At 36.7% G+C, this 20324-nt stretch carries 14 protein-coding genes, 2 tRNA genes and 1 other RNA gene; 12 read left to right on the top strand and 5 right to left on the bottom strand.

The features are described from left to right. Window positions 1-17 precede the first annotated feature (17 nt). From rnpM to BQ2683_RS13020, 11 genes are all read left to right on the top strand, one after another. Window positions 18-287 (top strand): RNase P modulator RnpM, encoded by a 270-nt coding sequence (gene rnpM, locus BQ2683_RS03290; RefSeq protein WP_069987332.1) that lies wholly within the window; start codon window positions 18-20, stop codon window positions 285-287. Further along, entirely contained in the window at window positions 280-615 is a 336-nt protein-coding gene (locus BQ2683_RS03285; RefSeq protein ID WP_159427348.1) for a L7Ae/L30e/S12e/Gadd45 family ribosomal protein, read from the top strand. Before rnpM ends, BQ2683_RS03285 begins: the two co-directional genes overlap by 8 nt. Before the next feature lie 16 nt (window positions 616-631). Continuing rightward, window positions 632-3079 (top strand): translation initiation factor IF-2, encoded by a 2448-nt coding sequence (infB, locus tag BQ2683_RS03280; protein ID WP_069987330.1) that lies wholly within the window; start codon window positions 632-634, stop codon window positions 3077-3079. Between the two features lie 122 nt (window positions 3080-3201). Beyond that, window positions 3202-3564: a 30S ribosome-binding factor RbfA gene (rbfA, locus tag BQ2683_RS03275; protein ID WP_069987329.1), complete on the top strand. Its 363-nt coding sequence runs from the start codon at window positions 3202-3204 to the stop codon at window positions 3562-3564. Further along, window positions 3554-4504, top strand: coding sequence for a DHH family phosphoesterase (locus tag BQ2683_RS03270; protein ID WP_069987328.1), 951 nt, complete (start codon window positions 3554-3556; stop codon window positions 4502-4504). Before rbfA ends, BQ2683_RS03270 begins: the two co-directional genes overlap by 11 nt. Beyond that, window positions 4504-5394, top strand: a complete 891-nt coding sequence (truB, locus tag BQ2683_RS03265; RefSeq protein WP_069987327.1) for a tRNA pseudouridine(55) synthase TruB — start codon at window positions 4504-4506, stop codon at window positions 5392-5394. Before BQ2683_RS03270 ends, truB begins: the two co-directional genes overlap by 1 nt. Window positions 5395-5411: 17 nt before the next feature. Next, window positions 5412-6323 carry a bifunctional riboflavin kinase/FAD synthetase gene (locus BQ2683_RS03260; RefSeq protein WP_159427347.1) on the top strand — a complete coding sequence of 304 codons (912 nt, stop codon included), beginning with the start codon at window positions 5412-5414 and terminating at the stop codon, window positions 6321-6323. A gap of 54 nt (window positions 6324-6377) precedes the next feature. Next, a tRNA-Leu gene (locus BQ2683_RS03255) sits at window positions 6378-6459 on the top strand. Between the two features lie 123 nt (window positions 6460-6582). After that, window positions 6583-6658: transfer RNA gene (locus BQ2683_RS03250), tRNA-Ala, on the top strand. 1187 nt (window positions 6659-7845) lie between these two features. Continuing rightward, entirely contained in the window at window positions 7846-13995 is a 6150-nt protein-coding gene (locus BQ2683_RS03245) for a family 78 glycoside hydrolase catalytic domain (protein ID WP_069987325.1), read from the top strand. Window positions 13996-14609: 614 nt separating this feature from the next. Further along, complete coding sequence (locus tag BQ2683_RS13020; protein ID WP_083256350.1) at window positions 14610-15170, top strand: DUF6199 family natural product biosynthesis protein; 561 nt, start codon at window positions 14610-14612, stop codon at window positions 15168-15170. Between the two features lie 240 nt (window positions 15171-15410). Here the strand turns inward: BQ2683_RS13020 and BQ2683_RS03235 are convergent, their stop codons facing one another. The 5 genes from BQ2683_RS03235 to BQ2683_RS03215 form a co-directional block, all read right to left on the bottom strand. After that, complete coding sequence (locus BQ2683_RS03235) at window positions 15411-15812, bottom strand: sulfite exporter TauE/SafE family protein (RefSeq protein ID WP_069987324.1); 402 nt, start codon at window positions 15810-15812, stop codon at window positions 15411-15413. Then, window positions 15809-16159: a sulfite exporter TauE/SafE family protein gene (locus BQ2683_RS03230; protein WP_069987323.1), complete on the bottom strand. Its 351-nt coding sequence runs from the start codon at window positions 16157-16159 to the stop codon at window positions 15809-15811. Before BQ2683_RS03230 ends, BQ2683_RS03235 begins: the two co-directional genes overlap by 4 nt. Before the next feature lie 271 nt (window positions 16160-16430). Continuing rightward, on the bottom strand, window positions 16431-17138 hold the full coding sequence (locus BQ2683_RS03225; protein ID WP_069988002.1) for a tRNA threonylcarbamoyladenosine dehydratase: 708 nt from the start codon (window positions 17136-17138) through the stop codon (window positions 16431-16433). 30 nt (window positions 17139-17168) lie between these two features. Continuing rightward, a non-coding RNA gene (gene ssrS / locus BQ2683_RS03220) (6S RNA) lies at window positions 17169-17358 on the bottom strand. Window positions 17359-17405: 47 nt separating this feature from the next. Further along, the gene (locus BQ2683_RS03215) at window positions 17406-17708 is read right to left on the bottom strand and encodes a DUF1292 domain-containing protein (RefSeq protein ID WP_069987322.1); all 303 of its coding nucleotides are present in this window, start codon (window positions 17706-17708) and stop codon (window positions 17406-17408) included. Window positions 17709-19328: 1620 nt separating this feature from the next. On the opposite strand from BQ2683_RS03215, the gene BQ2683_RS03210 reads away from it, so the two are divergent. Next, a complete protein-coding gene (locus BQ2683_RS03210) occupies window positions 19329-20111 on the top strand; it encodes a Cof-type HAD-IIB family hydrolase (protein ID WP_069987321.1) in 783 nt (260 codons plus the stop codon). Window positions 20112-20324 lie beyond the last annotated feature (213 nt).

The raw sequence follows: 20324 nt of genomic DNA, 5'->3' as shown, positions 1-20324 counted from the left end.
TTCAGGGAGGTGCGACCATGCAAGCAAAAAAGGTTCCATTGAGAATGTGCACTGGATGTGGAGAGATGAAACCAAAAAAAGAGTTGGTGCGTGTAGTTAAAAATAAAGAAGGGGAAATATCGTTGGATTTAACTGGGAAAGCCCCTGGAAGAGGAGCCTATGTTTGCAATAGCATCGACTGTTTAAAAAAGGCCAGAAAATCCCGTAGGATTGAAAGGAGTTTTCAGTGCAAAATTCCGGATGAGGTCTATGATAAAATGGAAAGTGAGATGATTGCGGGTGAGTAATTTGCTGAGTAACCTTGGACTTTGCAGAAGAGCTGGAAAGCTAGAAGCAGGGTTTGACAGTGTAAAACAAGCAGTTATAAACCGTTTGGCATTGTTGATTTTATATACCGAGGATCTCTCTGATAAAACCAAAAAGGAAATCCTGTTTTTAACAGAAAAATATCAAATAGAAGCAGTTTTGGTTCCACTCACCATGGATCAAGTTGCTCAAATATTACGGAAAAAAATAGGCGTGTTTGCTGTTACAGACCAAGGTTTTGTAACAATGCTAAAAAAGAGCCTGGCAAGTTTATCGGATGATCAGACGCAATCAGAACAATCTAATTAGGAGGTATGACAGTATAATGACGATTAAATATAAAGTAAACGAAGTGGCCAAAGATTTGAACCAGCCAGTAAAAGATGTGCTGGAATTATTACAGAAGGAGTTTGGGGAGGTCAAAAAAAATACATCTGTGTTAACAGAGCAGGAGTTAAATTATATTTTTGATTATTACACCCAGAAAAACCAGGTGGATAGTTTTGACGCATATTTTCAATCTGCCTCTCAGCCTGAAAAACAGGAAAAACACGAGCCTAAAAAAGCAGAGAAAAAGCCTGTAAAAAAAGCAGAAAAAGCAGCAAAACCACAAAAACAAGAGGAAAAACAACCGGTAAAAAAACAACAAAACACCAATAAAAAACAAGAGAAACCGGCTGCCCAACCAAAACAACAAAAACAGAAAAAACATACCAAATACACCGAAACATTAAAGCAATCAATCAAAGCGGAAGAGCAGAATATCCGTGATATCCAACCACAACAAGAAAAAGATGATGTACGCCGCATTGATACCAGAACAGTACATGTGGATTTGGATAAATACAATGAGCGTTACTCCCAGTTGGCACCTCAGAATAAATTGACCCGTGATAACTATGTGAAAAAACAGAAATTAAACCAGCGTTCCGCCCAAAGAGGAAAACAACAATATGGGAAACAAAAAGAGACTGAAGCACAAAAATTACAGCGTCTTGCTTTAGAACGTGCTCGGAAACAGCAATTAAAGGTATTAATCCCAGATGAAATAGTTGTTTCTGAACTGGCTTCCCGTTTAAAAGTAACAGCAAGTGAAGTAATTAAAAAACTCATCCCATTGGGTGTTATGGTCAGTTTAAACGAAACCATTGATTTTGATACTGCTTCCCTGGTAGCAGAAGAACTGGGCGCAAAAGTGGAAAAAGAGGTTATTGTTACCATTGAGGAACGTCTTTTTGAAGAAGAAAAAGATGCCGAGGAAGATTTGGAACCACGTTGCCCAGTTGTAGTGGTAATGGGACATGTTGACCATGGTAAAACATCTTTGTTGGATAATATCCGTAATGCTCATGTAACTTCTGGAGAAGCGGGTGGTATTACCCAACATATTGGTGCGTATAAAGTGCGTCTGGATGATGGAAAAGAAATCACCTTCTTAGATACTCCAGGACATGAAGCGTTTACCGCCATGAGGATGCGTGGTGCCAATATGACTGATATTGCCATTTTAGTTGTTGCAGCTGATGATGGTATCATGCCACAAACTGTAGAAGCAATCAACCACGCAAAAGCAGCTGAAGTATCCATCATTGTGGCAATCAATAAAATTGATAAGCCAGAAGCAAACCCAGAACGTGTCAAACAGGAATTAACAGAATATGGCTTGGTTCCAGAAGAATGGGGTGGGGATATTATTTGTGTACCTGTTTCCGCTCACACAGGAGAAGGGATTCCTGAATTATTGGAAATGGTAAACTTGGTTGCAGAAGTCAAAGAATTAAAAGCAAACCCAAATCGCCTTGCAAAAGGTGCGGTTGTGGAAGCCTACTTGGATAAAGGACGTGGACCAGTTGCCACTTTGTTGGTACAGAACGGTACTTTACATGTAGGGGATAGTTTAATTGCGGGAACCACTGTTGGTAGAGTTCGTGCAATGTTGAACGACAAAGGAAAATCCGTAAAAGAAGCAGGGCCTTCCACTCCAGTGGAAATTACCGGTTTGGATGAAGTTCCAGCTGCTGGTGAAACCTTTAATGCGGTAGAAAATGAACGCCTGGCACGTGAACTGAGTGAACAGAGAAAACATGACCAGAAAGAAGAACAGTTCAAATCCTTCCAGAAGGTTACTTTAGATAATCTGTTTAGTCAGATTGCGGAAGGGGAAATGAAAGAGCTGGACATTGTGGTAAAAGCGGATGTACAAGGCTCTGTGGAAGCGGTAAGACAATCCTTGGAAAAACTTTCTAATGATGAAGTGCGTGTAAAAGTAATCCACGGCGCTGTTGGTGCAATTTCTAAATCCGATGTTATGCTTGCAAATGCTTCCAATGCGATTATTATCGGGTTTAATGTTCGTCCAGATCCAATCGCTGCAGCGGATGCGGAAGAACAAAACGTTGAAATGAGAATGTACCGTGTTATTTACGATGCAATCGAAGACGTTGAGCAGGCGATGAAGGGGATGTTGGAACCAAAAACCAGGGAAGTACAACTTGGTCGTGCGGAAGTGCGCCAGGTATACCGTATTAGCAATGTTGGTACTGTTGCTGGCTGTTATGTATTGGAAGGCAAGGTAGCCCGTTCCGCACAAATCCGTTTGGTACGTGACGGCATCGTCATTGCGGAAGACCAGATTTCATCTTTAAAACGGTTTAAAGACGACCAAAAAGAAGTGAACAAAGGGTATGAATGTGGTATCGGTCTGGAGAAATTCAACGATATCAAAGAAGGGGACATTTTTGAATCCTTCATTTTAGAAGAATATAGAGATTAATACAAAAACCGCGTGGAAGCTTCCAAAGGGGGATACGTTCCTTCCTTTGGAAAATAGTACGGTGGAGGGATTCACTGGGATTGTTTGTTTTCCATTGCGGTTTTCATCATAGGAGGAACCAGATGAACAGTTATAAATCTGCACGGGTTTCTGAGGATATCAAACGCCAATTGAGTTTAATTGCAAGGGAATTAAAAGATCCTCGTGTAAAAGATAAAATGCTGAGCTTTGTCCGCGTAGAAGTGACCAATGACCTTTCTTTTGCGAAAATTTACGTTAGCGCAATGGAAGGGATTGAGATTGCAAAAGAGGCTGTAAAAGGACTGACCAGTGCGACTGGTTTTATTAAACGGGAGCTTTCTAACAATTTGCATTTGAGGAAAAGCCCAGAGTTAAAGTTTGTGCCGGATGATTCCATCGAATACAGTGCTCACTTAAATCAGATTTTTTTAGAGATGGAGAAAAAGGAACACCATGAAGACTAATCTTTTGGAATTGTGTGAATTGTTGTGTCAGCAGGATAATATTGTGATTTTAACCCATAAAAATCCTGATGGGGATACTTTAGGCTCTGGATTTGGCTTGTATTATACATTAAAGCATCTTGGAAAACATGCTTGTGTATTAAATTCCGATGGGTTTCCAGAACGGTATCAGTTTTTAGTTCCAGACCATATGGAACTGGATTTTGAACCAGAGTTTGTAATAAGTGTGGATATTGCGGATACTACTTTGTTGGGCAATCAATTAGAAAGGTATGCAAATCAAATTGATTTGTGTATTGACCACCACATTTCCAATCAGATTTCTGCAAATTATGCCTATGTGATTCCAGAAGCCTCCTCCGCTGCCGAACTTGTTTATCGGATTGCAGAGAAACTGGTGGATAAAATAGAAGGACCGATAGCTACCGCTCTGTATACAGGGATAGTGACCGATACCGGATGCTTTAAATATTCCAACACTACAGTGGAATGCCATCTCTATGCGGCTGAGTTGATGAAAAATGGGGTGGAGTTTGAAAAGATCAACCGTGCTATGTTTGAAACAAAAAGCCGTGCCCGTTTGGGGTTGGAACGCCTAATCCTGGATGGTATGGAGTTTTATTGTGATGGGAAATGCGCGATGACAGCGGTTTCCCGTAAGGAAATGGAAGAACTAGGAGCGGATAACACCACCTTTGATGGGGTTTCTGCGATTGCTAGGCAGATTGAAGGGGTAGAACTTGGCTTTACCATCCGGGAAGATGGGGCCAACTTTTATAAAATTTCTATCCGTACCTCCGAAAAAGTAGATGCTTCCCAGTTGGGGCGTTTGTTTGGCGGAGGTGGACATAAACGGGCTGCGGGCTGTAATATTTCAGGAACTCTTACTGAAGTTAAAGAAAAACTGATACAAGCAGCGCAAAGGAGTTTGACAAATTAATGGACGGAATTATCTGTATCAATAAACCGGAAGGATTTACTTCTTTTGATGTGGTGGCAAAGTTGAGGGGAATGACCAAAATAAAAAAAATTGGACATTCTGGCACATTGGACCCCATGGCCACAGGGGTATTGCCCGTTTTTATTGGGCGTGCTACCAGAGCAATTGATTTGATGCCAGACCATAGAAAACGGTATACGGCTTCTTTTCAATTGGGTCAAACAACCGATACGTTAGACCGTACAGGGACTATTCTGTCATCCTGTCCATCTCAGATATCCCTGGAAGGATTAAAGGAAACACTATCCCAATTTCAAGGGGTTATATCCCAATTTCCACCCATGTATTCCGCTGTAAAAGTGAATGGACAACGGCTTTATGATTTGGCAAGGCAAGGAAAAGAGATAGAGCGGAAACCACGGCAAGTAGAAATTTACGGGTTGAATTTGCTAGAATTTTCCCCAGAAGAACAGATAGGAAAAATAGATGTATTCTGCTCAAAAGGTACTTATATCCGCAGCTTATGCGATGATATTGGGAAAAAGCTGGGGGTTGGCGCTGTGTTGACTGATTTGGTTCGTACACAAGCGGGATGTTTTTGTTTGGAAGATTGTTTTACACTGGAACAAATCCAGAAAATGAAAGACCAGGAAACATTGGAAAAAGCCCTTATATCAGTAGAACGGTTGTTTTCTAAATTTCCAAAAATTCAATTGAACCCGATTCAAACCAGAATGTTTTCCAATGGAGTTAAGTTGGATTTGAAGCGAATTCATTGGCAGCAATCCATAGAAGAACAGGCAGTATATGGCGCACAGGGTGAATTTTTGGGTATTGCTATTCCAAATATGGAAACAAGCGAATTAGTAATACGAAAATTATTGATTTAATGGAAGGGGAGGCTGTTTTGAAATATTTCCAGCATATCAAACCAATTCAACAGCCTACAGCCATTGCGTTGGGGTTGTTTGATGGAGTACACCGTGGGCATCAAGCTGTCATTCGACAAGCGGTTGAGGGGAACCAAGGTTTGATGCCGGTTGTGCTTTCTTTTCATACTAGGCATGCGATACCAGCCAATAAATCCAATTTTTCGATGATTATTACAGACCGGATTAAACAGGATTTACTGGAAAAACTAGGTGTTCGTATTTTAATAGAACCAGATTTTGTTGAAATACGAGATTTGAAAGCAGAACAATTTATCCAATTGTTAGCGGATCAGTTACAGGTAAAAGTAATTGCATGTGGATATAACTACCACTTTGGAAAAGGTGGAAAAGGGGATGTTGATTTACTGCGTAAATTGGCGGAGCCTTATGGAATTCAGGTAAAATCTATGCCTCCGTTACTGGATGATGGAGAACCTATTAGTTCCACAAGGATACGCCAGGCGATTGCGGAAGGTAATATCCAGCAAGCGAACTGTTTGCTGGGTTATGAATATTGCTTTGATTTTCCAGTTGTTACTGGTGCACAGTTGGGTAGGACAATTGGACTGCCAACAATCAACCAAGTATTCCGTTCCGAATTTTTAATCCCTAAGTTTGGTGTGTATGCCTCTTATCTGTATATTGGACATAAAAAATATTATGGAGTTACGAATGTAGGAGTAAAACCCACAGTGCATAACACCTCATTTCCATTGGCAGAGACCCATATTATTGGATTTGAAGGGGATTTGTATGGAAAAAATATCAAAGTGCATCTTTTAGAATACTTACGTCCGGAGCAAAAATTTTCTGGAATTCCAGAGTTAAAAGCGGCAATTCAAGAAAATGTGAATCAAATCCAACAACGTTATGCAAAAAAATCTTGACATTAAAAAAAAAAGTTGCTATACTATATAAGTATCTTTGATACAGAGAGAAAAGCGGGCGTGGTGGAATGGCAGACACGCTGGTCTTAGGAGCCAGTGCTTCGGCGTGTGGGTTCAAGTCCCACCGCCCGCACCAATCTTTAAAATCTCAGTTTTACAATTTTTTGTTAGGCATTTTTTGATAGGTTTTATGGAAAATAGGCTTGCTTAATACAATATTGTAAAACCGTAGTTTTCTATTTTGATAAATATGTTGTACGGGGGCGTAGCTCAGCTGGGAGAGCGTACGGTTCGCATCCGTAAGGTCGAGAGTTCGATCCTCTTCGTCTCCACCATGTATGGCGAACAAAATAGATATCGTCTAAAAAAGTCCGAGATTTCGGGCTTTTTTATTTTTTAAGAAGATTTTTAGGTAACACGCTTCATAGATATTTTTTTCTAAAAAATTTGGGATAGAATAAAAAGGTGATAGTAAGCAGATAAATAGCGATTTTTATATGAGCATCTTTAGGCAGTTGAGTGAAGCAAAATAGAAAACCATCTGCTATGTGAGTGGAAGAAAAGAAGTTATATAAAAAATCAGCAAATCAAACACAATAAGAATGTTCAAGCCTATTGTAACAACGATAAGGTGATTTTAATGGTAAAACAGCAAATAGCTTATTACATACAAAGTGGATGTGTAAATATCATATCGTAATAGTACTAAAATATAAAAGAGAAAAAATAAAAATTAATGAGGTAGAACTAAAAACAGCAGTTATTACACTATCTTTAATGGATTTACATTACATGCTATCATATTTCGAAACGGAAAGAGAATAAGTTTTTCTCCATTGTAGAAGAAAACATTATGGCAACAATCATTTTTAAAATATATATCTGGTAATGTTATTCAAGTAAATACGATATTTGCAGCATAAAATATGACAAGTTCAATGTCAAAAATACATGGCACACCAAAATAACCGTTATTATAATTTATTTGCGAATCAAAACTTAACATTGTGTATCAGCAATAGTTTATCAAATTAAAAACCAATATTATTTCAAAATGAAATAAATTTATTTTTATACATACAAAAAGCATTATTGTATTTAAACAAAATTAAAATTTGATATTTGTAAAAAAGAGAGAAAATATTGTTTTTTTATTGCTGTTTTTGTGAATTTGTTTTATACTATTTAAGTAAACGTTTCCATTCTTATGATAAAATTATAAAAACTTACCTTATTGCCCTTTCAAGGGCTTTTTTAATATCTTTTTGTATGAACGAAAAAGCTTATTCGTTAGGGCAATTTAACATTTACTCCATTAAATATTTATAAAACTATTTTTAGAGTGGAATTTTCTTACGGATGGTAATCATTTTTACTATAAATTTACAAAAAAAGGAGGCTAGTATTTCTAAACAAAATTTAAATTGCTCACTCCATTAATTTTTCAGTAAAACTAAAATACTTGAAAAATTGGAATACAAATTAATTTGTATGAACAAGAGATGAGAAGAAAGGAAAGAGTATGAAAATTAAAAAATTTTTATCTGTGGTATTATCGGCTACCATGGCTGCTTCCTGTATAATGAATATGGGGATTTTAAATGTATCAGCAATGAATGGTGATAATACAGCGCCCATGGCACCGGATAACATGAAAATTGAGTTGTTGGAACAAGCTTATGGAATTGGAACAAAGAACCCATCTTTTTCATGGGCAGTGAATGATACAGACCAAAATGAAGTGCAAACTGCATACCGTATTGTTATTTCCGATACATTGGAACAGGCCAAATCATCTAATTATTTACATGATACAGGATGGATTTCCTCCGACCAAAATACCTATGTAAAATTAGACGGCCTGGAAGAAAAGTTGACCGATAATGAGCTTTATTATTGGCAGGTACAAACAAAAGATAAAGCTGGAGCGGAAAGTCCGTTATCAGAGCCAATTGCTTTTACTACTGCTGTAGGAGACCAATGGACTAGTATCAATGGTATATGGAAAAAGCCTTATACAGCCCCTGATATTTATACGGAAAAAGGCTGGACAAACTATACGGTGGAACAAGAAGTAACCATCACTTCTGAAATGATGGGCCTTGTTTTTCGTTCTCCGGACCCTAACAACTGTTATGCATGGTGTTTCCATGTGGGGGACAATGCGCTGCGTGTTCGTTATGCAAAAAATAGCAGTAGTAATTTAACCCAAATAGAAGCAGTTGGCTTATCTGATAAAGGGATTACACTGAAAGAAAATCAAGCATTTAAAGTAAAAATTACTGTAAAAGACAACACCGTCACAACCTGGTTAGATATGACCAATACTGGAGATAATTATATCCAAGTAGATGAACGAGACATGTCTCAACAAGGTTATTTAGGAGGTGCGATTGGTTACCGTACAGGAGCTGGTGACGCAGGTCTGATTGATGATGTGAAAGTAACTGCTGAGGACGGAACAATCCTTTATCAAAGTAACTTTGAAGGGGAAAATGCAGTTAGTTATTTTAAGAATTGTACCGTAGAAAATGGAAAATTAGTAGTACCTAGAAATATCAATGTTTGTAGGATGTCTGGACTCTATGGAGAATCGCTTGCTGACGGTTCAGAACGTGGAACATTTTTGTTTTTCCGTAGTCCAAAATTAAATTTGGATAGAGATCAAGTAGAAAAAGTCGTTTTAAATGCTACTGTTCGTGGAACAGAATCCACAAAATCACAATCAGTTGATTTATATGTGAATGGGGAATCTGTAGGTGTAGGGCCAGCCAGGGAATTCAATAATGCCCGTAAAGAAGATGGCTCTAAATATACCCAGGCATTTTATAATACTTATGATATTACTGACAATATTAAAAATGGCGATAATGTAATTAGCGCAGTAGCCTATAACCGTGACACCAATAATCGCGCCTTTTTAGCACAGGCAACTGTATTTTATAAAGATGGAACAAAAGAGGTATTGACAAACTCTGCTACTGATGGCTGGAAAGTCTTAGATGGTACCGCTGCTTTTGGAGATACCGGCAGAGAGATTGGTACTGGTGAATTCAAAATGCCTACCGAAGATATTAATGCAAATTATTATCCATATGGATGGCAAGAGATTAACTATGACGATAGTAATTGGAGTACAACTTTGGATAAAGGTCCCATTACTGATGAAAATAGCCGTATATTAACCCCTTATTCTGCGGAGAATACGTTGCGGTTTGTCACAGATGAGCCTACGAAGAAAATAGAGCGTCGGGAAGATGGTACCTGGTTTATTGACCTTGGTAAGGAAATTATTGGCGGGTTAAAAGTAAATTTAACTAGCCCAAAAGAACAACAAGTAACGGTTTATGCAGGAGAACAGTTGAATGATGATGGAACTGTCCGCCATAAATTAGCAGCTGGCCCCGATTATACAGATCATTGGACTCTGAAAGAAGGGGAGCAGAGCTTTGAAACAATTACTATGAAAAATTTTCGGTATGTAGAAATTGTTGGCTTTGAAGGAACAATTGAGGAAGATGACATTATGGGCTGGGCAATGCATCAGGAATTTGATGAAGAAGATTCTGATTTTGTTTCGAGCAATGACCTGCTCAATCGGGAATATGATATGTCCAAATATACCATGAAAATGACCAATCAGGACCTTTATACTGATTCACAGGCTCGTGAGCGTAAAGCATATGAAGGGGACTTGTTGGTAAACTCCAATACAAGCTATGCTGTACAGGATAACTATTCCTTGGCACGTTATTCCAATGAATATTTGTTTTATAACCAAACATGGCCAGAAGATTATAAACTATTTTCTGTAGAAATGGCGTGGCAGGATTACCTTTATACAGGTAATGCGGATTCCTTAAAAGAAAACTATGAAACATTAAAAACCAAATTACTCCGTGGAAGTGGAGGAAAAGACAATTATGTAGAAGAAGTAGGGCTTGTTACTGGTTGTGGTTTGATCGACTGGCCAACTGGTGAACGGGACGGCTATAAAGAATCTACTTACAATACACCATTTAATGCAGAATATGTGGGCATTTATGAATTAATGGCAAAGATTGCCCATGTAATAGGTAACACAGAAGACGAAAATTTATATCGGCAACGTTCTGAGACGATAAAAAAATCTATGATTGAAAAGCTTTATGACCGTGAAAACGGTAAGTTCTATGACTCTATGAACTCTGCTGGTGTTGTAAATGAACATAGTGCACTCCATTCTTCTGCCTATGCACTTGCTTATGGTGTATATGATTCTCCAGAAATGGCAAAACGATTAGCGGAATTTGTGGGGAATAACGGAGAATTTAAAGGTAGTATCTATGCTACTTACTTTATTTTACGTGGATTGTTCCAGAGCGGCAATGGAGAGGAAGCAATTTCACTGCTAACCAACCCAGATACTACAAAGGACGCGAAAACATTTGCCGCTGTTATGGATACCTTAAAAGCGACTATTTCTCCAGAAGCATGGAGTAATAAACATAAGAGTAACCTTACCTTATCCCATCCATGGGGCGCTTCTCCTGGATGTTCTATTGTACAAGGTATGTTTGGTATTTTGCCAACCACACCAGGGTTTGAAACATTTAACATTACCTTCCAGCCTGGAGGGATTGACTCTGCAAGTGTAAAAACTCCAAGTATCCGTGGAGAAATCCAAGCTTCTTATCAAAATGGCGATACTGACGATATGACGGCTTCGGTAACAATTCCGGTTAATACAACTGCCAAAGTTTCTATGCCAGTTAACAATAAATCTTATGGCAAATTGATTGTAGATGGTAAAACAGTAGATGCTACTCGTGAAGGTAAATTCTTATCAGTACAGCTGGGCTCTGGTACCCATTCTATTGCAATATCTACTGAAGAAGTACCATCCGTTCCAGTCGTTTATGTTTCCGCTTATGTCCCAGGTGGAAACTCGATTGATTTAAATGAGACAGATAAATACGTGACAGCAACTATTTCTGATCAGTTTGGTGATATTATCCCAAGCAGTGATGTACAACTTTCTTTCCAAAGCAGTGATGAATCTGTCGCTACGATTGCACAAGATGGAACTTTAAATTTGTTAAGGCCGGGGAATACCACAATTACGGTAACTGCTACCTATCAAGGACAAACAGGTACAACATCTATTGTCATTACCGTTATTGGAGAGGAACCTGTTCCAGCAGACCAAATCAAAGATATTGTAATTGAGCTGGATATTGACCAATATGGCAAACAGCTTGAGGTAGGTGAGTCTACACAAGCAAATCTGGTTGCAATTTATGGTGATAACAGCAGAAAACAACTGGATAATATTATTTATACTGTAAAAGAGGGAGATGCTATTACAGTAGATCAAAATGGGATTGTTACAGGGGCAAAAGCATTAGAACAATCGGTATTAAATGCGTTAGTAAGTGGAGTATATGGAGAACTTTCCACTAGATTTGATGCAAATCGAATTCAGATTTTAGACCCATATTATAACAATTCATTTGATGATCCAAATGACCAAACTATGCCAGGTCTAATTGTATCCAATGGTGGCGTACAGATGGCAAAAAATCAGAAGATTATTTCACCGGTTGGATTTGACTGGGCAGAAAATGATTCCATTGTTTACAAAGGGGAATTCATCATCCAAAGCAAAGCAGCAAGTTTTGCCTTTAATGCAAAAGACGATAAAAATTTTTATTTCTGGCAATTCCGTTCTGATGATAGCACTCTGAAAAAACATACAAACATTAATGGACAGTTTGATAATTTTGAAACAGTTCCACTAACCAATTTAAAACCAGATGGTGAACCAAATAGCTTTATGATTGTCAGCTCAAACAATGAAATTCGTACTTATTTAAATGGAGAATTGATTGATGTAACAGAAGCAAATACTAGTTTACCAATGGCTGGTTCCTTTGGATGCCGAAATGGTAGCAGTGAGGCATGGATTTTGAATGATATTTCTGTTGGTAATGATGTTGCTGTTTCAACAGACCGTATGATTCAGGTTATGGAAGAAGTTCAAGTTGATGATACTGATATTGTAGATGTATCGATTGAATTAGCATTAGATGGACAAGATAAACAGCTCGTACCAGGAGAGGCTACAACGGCAAAATTAATAGGTACCCGTAAAAATGGAGAAAAAGTGGAACTCTCAAATGTTACTTATACAGTAAAAGAAGGGGATGCCATTACCGTAGATGAAAATGGTACTGTTACAGGTGTAAAACCATTAGAGCAGGCTGTACTTAATGCAACATCTTCTGATAAATTGGCAGAATTAGCACCTAATTTTGACTTAAGTAACATGACGGTTACACCAGTTTATACCAACACATTTGATGATAAAAACGATCAGACCCTTCCTGGATTAAAAATTTCCAATGGAAGTGCTTATGCAGGAAAGAGCCAAGTTGTAATCTCAAATGTAGGTTCCGATTGGATTTCCAACTCCAACACCGTTTACAGTGGTAAATTTACTATTGAAAACAATGCGGGGAATATTGCATTCTGCGCAGCGGACTCCAAAAATTTCTATTTCTGGCAGTTCCGTTCCGACAAAAACACATTGAAAAAACACACTAGTATTGATGGAAAAGTATCCAATTTCAATACAATACAATTATCTAACCTAAAACCAGCAGGACAACAAAATACATTCCAAATCGCAATTGTTGATGGGCAAATATTAACCTATTTAAATGGCGTTTTAGTAGATATTACTCCAATTAATAATAATCTTCCAACTGGAGGCGGATTTGGTGTACGAAATGGCCAAAGTGAATCCTTCTACTTAGATGAAATTTCTGTAGGTAAAGATTTCGCTTTATCGATTGATCGCACGATTACAGTTGGTGAGTCAGCTGTAGTAGATTCTGACAAAACTATTTTAAATAAAGTAATTACCTATGCAGAAGAACAGAAAGCATCTGATGACTTTAACAATGTTATCGCATATGTACAGGAATCCTTCAACGCAGCATTGGATGCAGCAAAAGAAATTGCGGCTGACCCAGCAGCAACTCAGGATGCAGTAGATGCAGCATGGAAAGCATTAATGACCGAAATTCATAAACTAGGCTTTGTCAAAGGAGATATTACTTCCTTAGAAGCTCTGGTATCCTTGGCAGAAGGCTATGACATGAATGACTATGTAGAAGCAGGTCAGGCAGAATTCTTAGAATCATTGAAAGCAGCGCAAGATTTATTAGCGGATAAAGACAATGCAATGCAAGCAGAAATCGAAACAGCAGAAAGTAATCTGTTGAACGCGATGCTGAACCTAAGATACAAAGCGGATAAATCCATCCTGGAAAAAGTAATTGCGGAAGCCAACGGCAAAGATGCGAACGCATATACAGAGGAAAGCTATGCAGTACTGGAAGCAGCAGTAGCAGAAGCGAACGCAGTAATGGCGAACGAAAACGCAACTCAAGAAGAAGTAGACGCAGCAGTAACAAGTGTACAAGAAGCAATGAAAGGTCTGGTAGCAGTAGAAAAACCATCTACCGAAACACCAGATGACAACAAAGCGGATAGTACACAAACAGGGCAAGAATCTACCACAACAAAAGCAAACGCAGCCAAAACAGGTGACGTTACTCCAATTGCAGGATTAGCAACTATTGCCTTGGCAGGTGTAGCAATATTACTCACCCAAAAGAAAAAATAGTAAATAATCATTTTCTTTTTCTCTTAATATAAAATATCTCCAACTTTTCTGATAGAAAGGTTGGAGATATATTTTTAATGGTGTCTTTTGACGCGGAAAAATCTCCTGATTTTACCAGGAAAAGAATAATATAATAATTCTAAAGCAAGTTTTATATGAGTCGAAAAATGGCAGGATATACGAAAAAATAGTGAATTAAAATAGTATTATTTTTGACCTGTTTAGGGATAACAGTGCGCGTGATGCAATAATATTATTCCATCACCTCTTATAGGGGTTCAGCTGTTGAATAGCCCCTTTTAAGAGCTGTGCAGTCCACCCGTTGAACTGGTGGCCTCGGCTTTTTCAATTTATGGCTTGTGTCAAATAAAAATCTATTTTGAACGTGTAAAATAAATTGAGTGTGAACAATAAATAACATTTGAACGCATTTTTAAGTATAATATATGCTGAAAGGAATGTTCTAATTTAACTATTTAAATAATTACCATAAAATACAATTTTTCCGTAGTATATCATATCATTTTTCTATTATCCATTTTTCGACAAAAATTGACTTTTCAAACGATATCTGTTATGCTAAAAATAATTAGAAGAAAAAGGAAGGATATAAAATGAAGAAGTTATATTTGTTATTGTGGACAATTGTATTACTATTTATGTTAGGAGGCTGTTCTTCTACCTATACTGTAACCAAGGGTGATTCTATATTTACAGTAGATGTAAACAATAGTACTATCTCAGAGGGCACTAATATCTATCAATATACCATTTCCGGAAATTCTTATGGTTATTATGATATCAAGATTATATATCCAAATGGTTCTTCTTACTGGTGGGAGGGTTCAAGCAGTAGTGGAGCTTCTGGATGGAGCGAAGGTTATGATCAAAACCGTTATGTTGACGGTAGTACGTTGTGTGATATTTTAGTTGAAAGGGAGGAGAAAATAGATGGATCTCATTATGGATGGATTATTTTACCATTCTTAGTTGGGGGTATTTTTCTTACATTTTTTCCTAAAAAGGTTTGGTATTTACGATATGGATGGCACTTTAAAGAGGTTCAACCCTCCCAGCTATCTTTGGAGATAAGCCGTGCCATTGGTATTTTTTTAATGTTTATCGCCTTTATTCTGCTTATCATACGAATTTTTCAAATAATAAAATATCTGTAAAATTTCATGATCGAAAAACAAAATGTTTCTTTAGTTTCACTGAAAATAGCCAAATGGACAATGGAAATCTATAATAACTATATGATGAAAAAGAGCTAGGTATTTTAATACCATGCTCTTTTTTGTTATAAGCGGTTGAAAGACATCTATTGAAGATTTTTCGTGTAGATGAATCGATAATATAAAAATTATCGTGTTAAACTCTGTTGTATCAGGATAGAAAGATTCAATATACAGGGATTACCGATTAGCAGGCTTTTTTGATTCAGCTCCTCCATCTTTTTTATTTTCCTTTTTCGGAAAAAAGAGTTCCTTGATTCCTAAAATAAGGATGAACCCTGCAAATAATTTGGAAAGCCATTCTACAGGAATATGAAACGCAATAAAACTTCCTACTAATACTCCTATAACTCCCCATAAGATAGCCGGTAGTAATGGCTTTTTTTCAATAAATCCGTTTTTTGCGTGGATAATAAGGGATAACGCAGCAATTGGTAGGAAAAAAACCAAATTAACCCCTTGTGCTTGCATTTGCCCAGCGTTGGCAACTGCAGTCAGGTATAATAGCAATACAAAACCGCCCCCCAGCCCTAAGGAAGCAGCTACACCGGATAAAAAACCGACAATAATTGTTAGGATCATTTTAAAAATAACCGGATGGCTGATATTACCATTACAGCACCAAAACAACGTTTCAAGATTGCTGTTGGAATTTTTTTCATAAATAGGGAACCAGCCAAAGCTCCGGCAAATCCATAGGGCAGATAGGACCAAGCCAGAGAAAAATCAATACTACCATTTTGAAAATACAATAAACTGCTTATCAGTGACAGAGGAGCGATAATGGCAATGGAGGTTGCGTGGGATTTCTTAGTGTCAATCCCAGCGTGTTCTAGCAAAGGAACAACTGCAACCCCTCCTCCAGCGCCAAATAGCCCATTCAGCAAACCTGCTATGGCCCCTGTCAGACAAAAGAAATGTTTTTTCATAAAATCCCTCAATCATTTATGCAACAAAATAAAAAGCCTGCTGCGAATAGTATTTCACAACAGGCTTTTTTTATGTATACTGTAATTCAACAAATAACAGGGATAAACGAAACACTTCTTATAAAAAGATAAAAATGATGATTAGTACGCTGTACTAGTAGATAAAACAAAAGAGGAATTTTGGCTTTTTGTAATCTAAAACTTCGTAATAAATAATCCTAAGAAAGAGAAATTTGGCATAATAGAAACTTTAATAGCTATATAGTAAAAATTATATTTTGATTAGATATTGCACTACATAGGAGGCTAAACAGTAACCAGCTACTGGAGGACAAAAAGAGATGCTGCCGGGGGAATGTTTCCCATGAGAAGAATCTACCACAATGGTTTGGGGAAATTCTGTGGAATAGACAACAGCTTGGTGTAAAATACCACGTTTTTTTAGCTCTCTCCGCATTACACGTGCCAAAGCACAACCGCATCCAGCTGTATCAGATATATCTCCAATCTGAAATTTAGATGGATCTATACGATTTCCTGTTCCCATAGACATCACTAGGTTTACATTGCGCTTTTGGCATTCCACTGCTAAATCCAATTTAGATGTGACGGTATCAATGGCATCTATTACAAAATTTGGTTGGAACTGAAACAGAAGTTCCCGCGTATCTGCTTGGTAAAAGGTTTGATGTACCGTTAATTTGCAATCTGGATTAATATTTTGTAGTCTTTGGGCAGCAGCAAGGCATTTTTCTTGACCTACTGTTTTTGTTGTAGCAAATAACTGACGGTTGATATTTGTAATATCCACAATATCATGGTCCATTAACAGAATATTTCCAACTCCAGCACGGCAAATTGCCTCTGCAGCGGCTCCTCCGACTCCTCCTAGCCCCAGGATAGCTACTTTTGCTTGTTGCAACCTTTGGGTTTGTTCTGTCCCGATTAACGCTTCAGTTCTGGATAACCAGTGTTCCATACAATTATCCCTTTCTGTTTTTTGGTATAAAAAATAACCACCTTGCCGTCGTACAGGATGAAAAACCCGTGCCATAGCAACAGGTGGGTGTCCTCCTTCTTGTTTCGCGCTCCCTTCTTCCGCCAAAGCGGGAGGTCTGCAATCCACAAGAAGAGCCTAGACTCCCAATTCATAAGTGTTGGATTAATAAAACTGTACAAACGTGACAAGGCAGTCACTAATAGTATTATAACATTTTATTTAAAAAATTCAAGAAGAATTTTTTGTTTATTCTTCCTCATCGTCTTCAAACATTTCTGTAATTCGTTTCATAAAAATTTCGCCAATGCGGTCATATTCCTCATCATCGTCGATGGTTGCCATCATTTCCTCACCGTCTACTACTTCATTGCGCAGAACGATTAACTGGCCGTCATCGTTGAGCATATCCTCTGGATTTTCATAGTATGGCATCATTGCATAATATTTTTGCCCATCTAATTCGATACTATCAATCATTTCAAATACAACTTCATTGCCTTCTTCATCTTCTAGCGTATAAATATCTGGTGTATATTCCTGTTGTTCCATATTAGAACACCCCTTTCAAAATCGCTATAGTTATTTTACCCTGAGTGAAAGGGAAAGTCAATGTATTTTTTAGGTGAAGGAATACAAATATGATAAATTTACAATATAGCTTAAATTTGTGAAAAGAATGACAATTAAAATAAAAACAATAAAGTTTTTTTAAAAAACCTATTGACATTGCACGAACATGGTGCTATACTATAGACATAGAGAATAACCCAATACCAAAAAGAAAGAAGGGTGATACCAATGAATGGTGAAGAAATTCCAGGCTCACAATTGAATAGGTATTCCCATATGAGAAAGAGGCTAAGCTGAAAGAAGCGGGAGTTGTAGAAAAACGCCAAAGCGCAATAAGATTTTTCCAACCCGAAGTGAATGAACTACAAAAAAGAAGCATAGCTGTTATTGAGAATCAGATTGATTTGCTGAGGGGTTATTTTATTAGTATTTCATAAGGAAACTTGAGAGATACGGCTTTTAAAGAGTTAAAAGCAATTTAAAAAAATTCAGCAAACAAGAAATTTAAATATATATCATTGTATATAGATATGGTGAGTGCCTATAGAAACTGAACATTTTAATTGTAAAGCAATTAGGGTGGGAGGTACACAGAGGAGATTTTCCTCAACTATCTTGTTATTTACAGTAAAATAGAAGATTCAAGAAAAAGTGCAGAAATTAAAGATTGATGTACTGTAATTGAAAAAGCTGTAAAAGGATAGAATATATTATAAATTAACGAGGTTAGGCCAATGTGCTAACAAGACGAGATAAGATATTGTAACAGTAAGTATGATCTACTGAAAAGAACAATATCGTTCATGAAGGATCGGCAAGTAATACGCTCAATAGAATTATGAGGGTTATGCCAATGTACTAGTTATCTTTAAACGCAGTATCATAAGATATAGTTTGAACTGTTATTTGAGTGTTCGATTAAAGTAATTACAAGTTTATTGAAGATAGAATAATTTGTTTTAATTGGTTACATTTAGAAGTAAAGGAAAAGGTACAGTCCCATGAAATAAGAACTTATGTATAAAACAGCGTTTGTTTTATACTCCCCATAAAAACTAACTGAAGATATAACAGTTGGTTTATTACAAAGTAGTGATACATTGTAATACAAATTAATATTTAGGGGATAGTCCAATGTAATAGGTAAGCCTGTTAAAAAGGTTAAAACAGACAGAAACCTAATTATCTGAACTTATGATAAATTATTAGGGAATCAGGTGTAATGATTTTTTAATAAAACTTATAATTGTTAAAAAATGGTTATAAGTAAATCATATCTGGAAGATAATAACTGGTATTAGAGAGAAAGAGATAGGAACAAAAACTATAATCAATTCTTAATAATAAAAAAGTTATTTGGAGTGAGACCACCAGACTAAATTAGAATAGATAACGAGGTTTTAAAAATTGAATATTGAAATTATACATTAAAAGCACCACGGAAACTGTCTGTGGTGCTTTTAAATTTTCATATATTTTTTTGAAAACTGATAGTTGTACTTTAAAAACAAACCGATTTTTATTTATTGAAAATTACTAATTTCTATGCTATAATTTTGGTAAAAGATAAAAAATTCGGCGGTAGATAGGAGAACCAATATGGTAAAAGCTGTATTTTTTGATGTAGATGGAACCTTAGTAAGTTTTCAAACGCATAAAATGTCAGATTCCACTTTATATGCGTTACATGCTATGAGGGAGCAGGGAATTAAATTAATTGTTTCCACTGGAAGGCATAAATCCCAATTATTTAGTATTCAAGAATTTGAGTTTGACGGTTATATTACCTTAAATGGCCAGTATTGCTTTGTTGATGATCAAATCATTTATAAAAATTGTATTCCAAAAAAGGATATTCAAACCATTGTACAGATGTTAAAAAGAAAACCTTTTCCTTGTATCTTTGGAGCACAGAAAGACCTTTTCTTAAATTATGAAGATGATGAGGTGCGTTTCATTCATCAATCTGTGAATATTTCACCTCCACCAATCTGTCCCGTGGAAAGGGCTTTACAGGAAGATATTTTTCAAATTGTTCCATATATTCATCCAGAACAGGAAAAAGAATTTATGTCCCATCTACCTCATTGTAATGCTACGCGCTGGAATCCATTGTTTATTGATGTTGTTCCAAAAGGAGGAAGTAAAGCTTTAGGAATTCAAAAAATGTTAGAGTATTTTAATCTTACTGGAGCGGAAACAGTCTCCTTTGGTGATGGAGGAAATGACGTGGAAATGGTGCGGATGACTACCATTGGTGTTGCTATGGGCAATGGCGGTGAAGACGTAAAACAGGCTGCTGATTATATAACAACTTCGGTAGATGAAGATGGTATTTATAATGCTTTGGTACATTATAATGTGATTCCACCAAAAAAATAATATTTTTAAATTATTGGAACCAATGAATTTTATTGGTTCCTTTTTATATTTTCAAAATTATTTTTATCCTATAACCAAATATTTTAGAAAATTGTGATTTTAATATATCGATAAATTAGAATGTCAAAATTTTAATATTATTTTATAATGATAAAAAACAATATTAAAGGGATAGGAAGGATTAAAATTAAAAAACAAGCAAATGATGAATTG

Origin of the sequence: Massilioclostridium coli, from assembly GCF_900095865.1 — a bacterium.
Taxonomy (GTDB): Bacteria; Bacillota; Clostridia; order Oscillospirales; family Ruminococcaceae; genus Massilioclostridium; species Massilioclostridium facile.
The sequence above is the reverse complement of the archived record's forward strand: the minus strand, read 5'-3'. Positions and strand labels throughout refer to the sequence as shown.

Excerpts from the sequence above, each read along its gene's own strand:
- rnpM (WP_069987332.1), top strand. The coding sequence starts at position 18 with ATGCAAGCAAAAAAGGTTCCATTGAGAATGTGCACTGGATGTGGAGAG.
- infB (WP_069987330.1), top strand. The coding sequence starts at position 632 with ATGACGATTAAATATAAAGTAAACGAAGTGGCCAAAGATTTGAACCAG.
- rbfA (WP_069987329.1), top strand. The coding sequence starts at position 3,202 with ATGAACAGTTATAAATCTGCACGGGTTTCTGAGGATATCAAACGCCAA.
- BQ2683_RS03270 (WP_069987328.1), top strand. The coding sequence starts at position 3,554 with ATGAAGACTAATCTTTTGGAATTGTGTGAATTGTTGTGTCAGCAGGAT.
- truB (WP_069987327.1), top strand. The coding sequence starts at position 4,504 with ATGGACGGAATTATCTGTATCAATAAACCGGAAGGATTTACTTCTTTT.
- BQ2683_RS03245 (WP_069987325.1), top strand. The coding sequence starts at position 7,846 with ATGAAAATTAAAAAATTTTTATCTGTGGTATTATCGGCTACCATGGCT.
- BQ2683_RS13020 (WP_083256350.1), top strand. The coding sequence starts at position 14,610 with ATGAAGAAGTTATATTTGTTATTGTGGACAATTGTATTACTATTTATG.
- BQ2683_RS03235 (WP_069987324.1), bottom strand. The coding sequence starts at position 15,812 with ATGATCCTAACAATTATTGTCGGTTTTTTATCCGGTGTAGCTGCTTCC.
- BQ2683_RS03230 (WP_069987323.1), bottom strand. The coding sequence starts at position 16,159 with ATGAAAAAACATTTCTTTTGTCTGACAGGGGCCATAGCAGGTTTGCTG.
- BQ2683_RS03225 (WP_069988002.1), bottom strand. The coding sequence starts at position 17,138 with ATGGAACACTGGTTATCCAGAACTGAAGCGTTAATCGGGACAGAACAA.
- BQ2683_RS03215 (WP_069987322.1), bottom strand. The coding sequence starts at position 17,708 with ATGGAACAACAGGAATATACACCAGATATTTATACGCTAGAAGATGAA.
- BQ2683_RS03210 (WP_069987321.1), top strand. The coding sequence starts at position 19,329 with ATGGTAAAAGCTGTATTTTTTGATGTAGATGGAACCTTAGTAAGTTTT.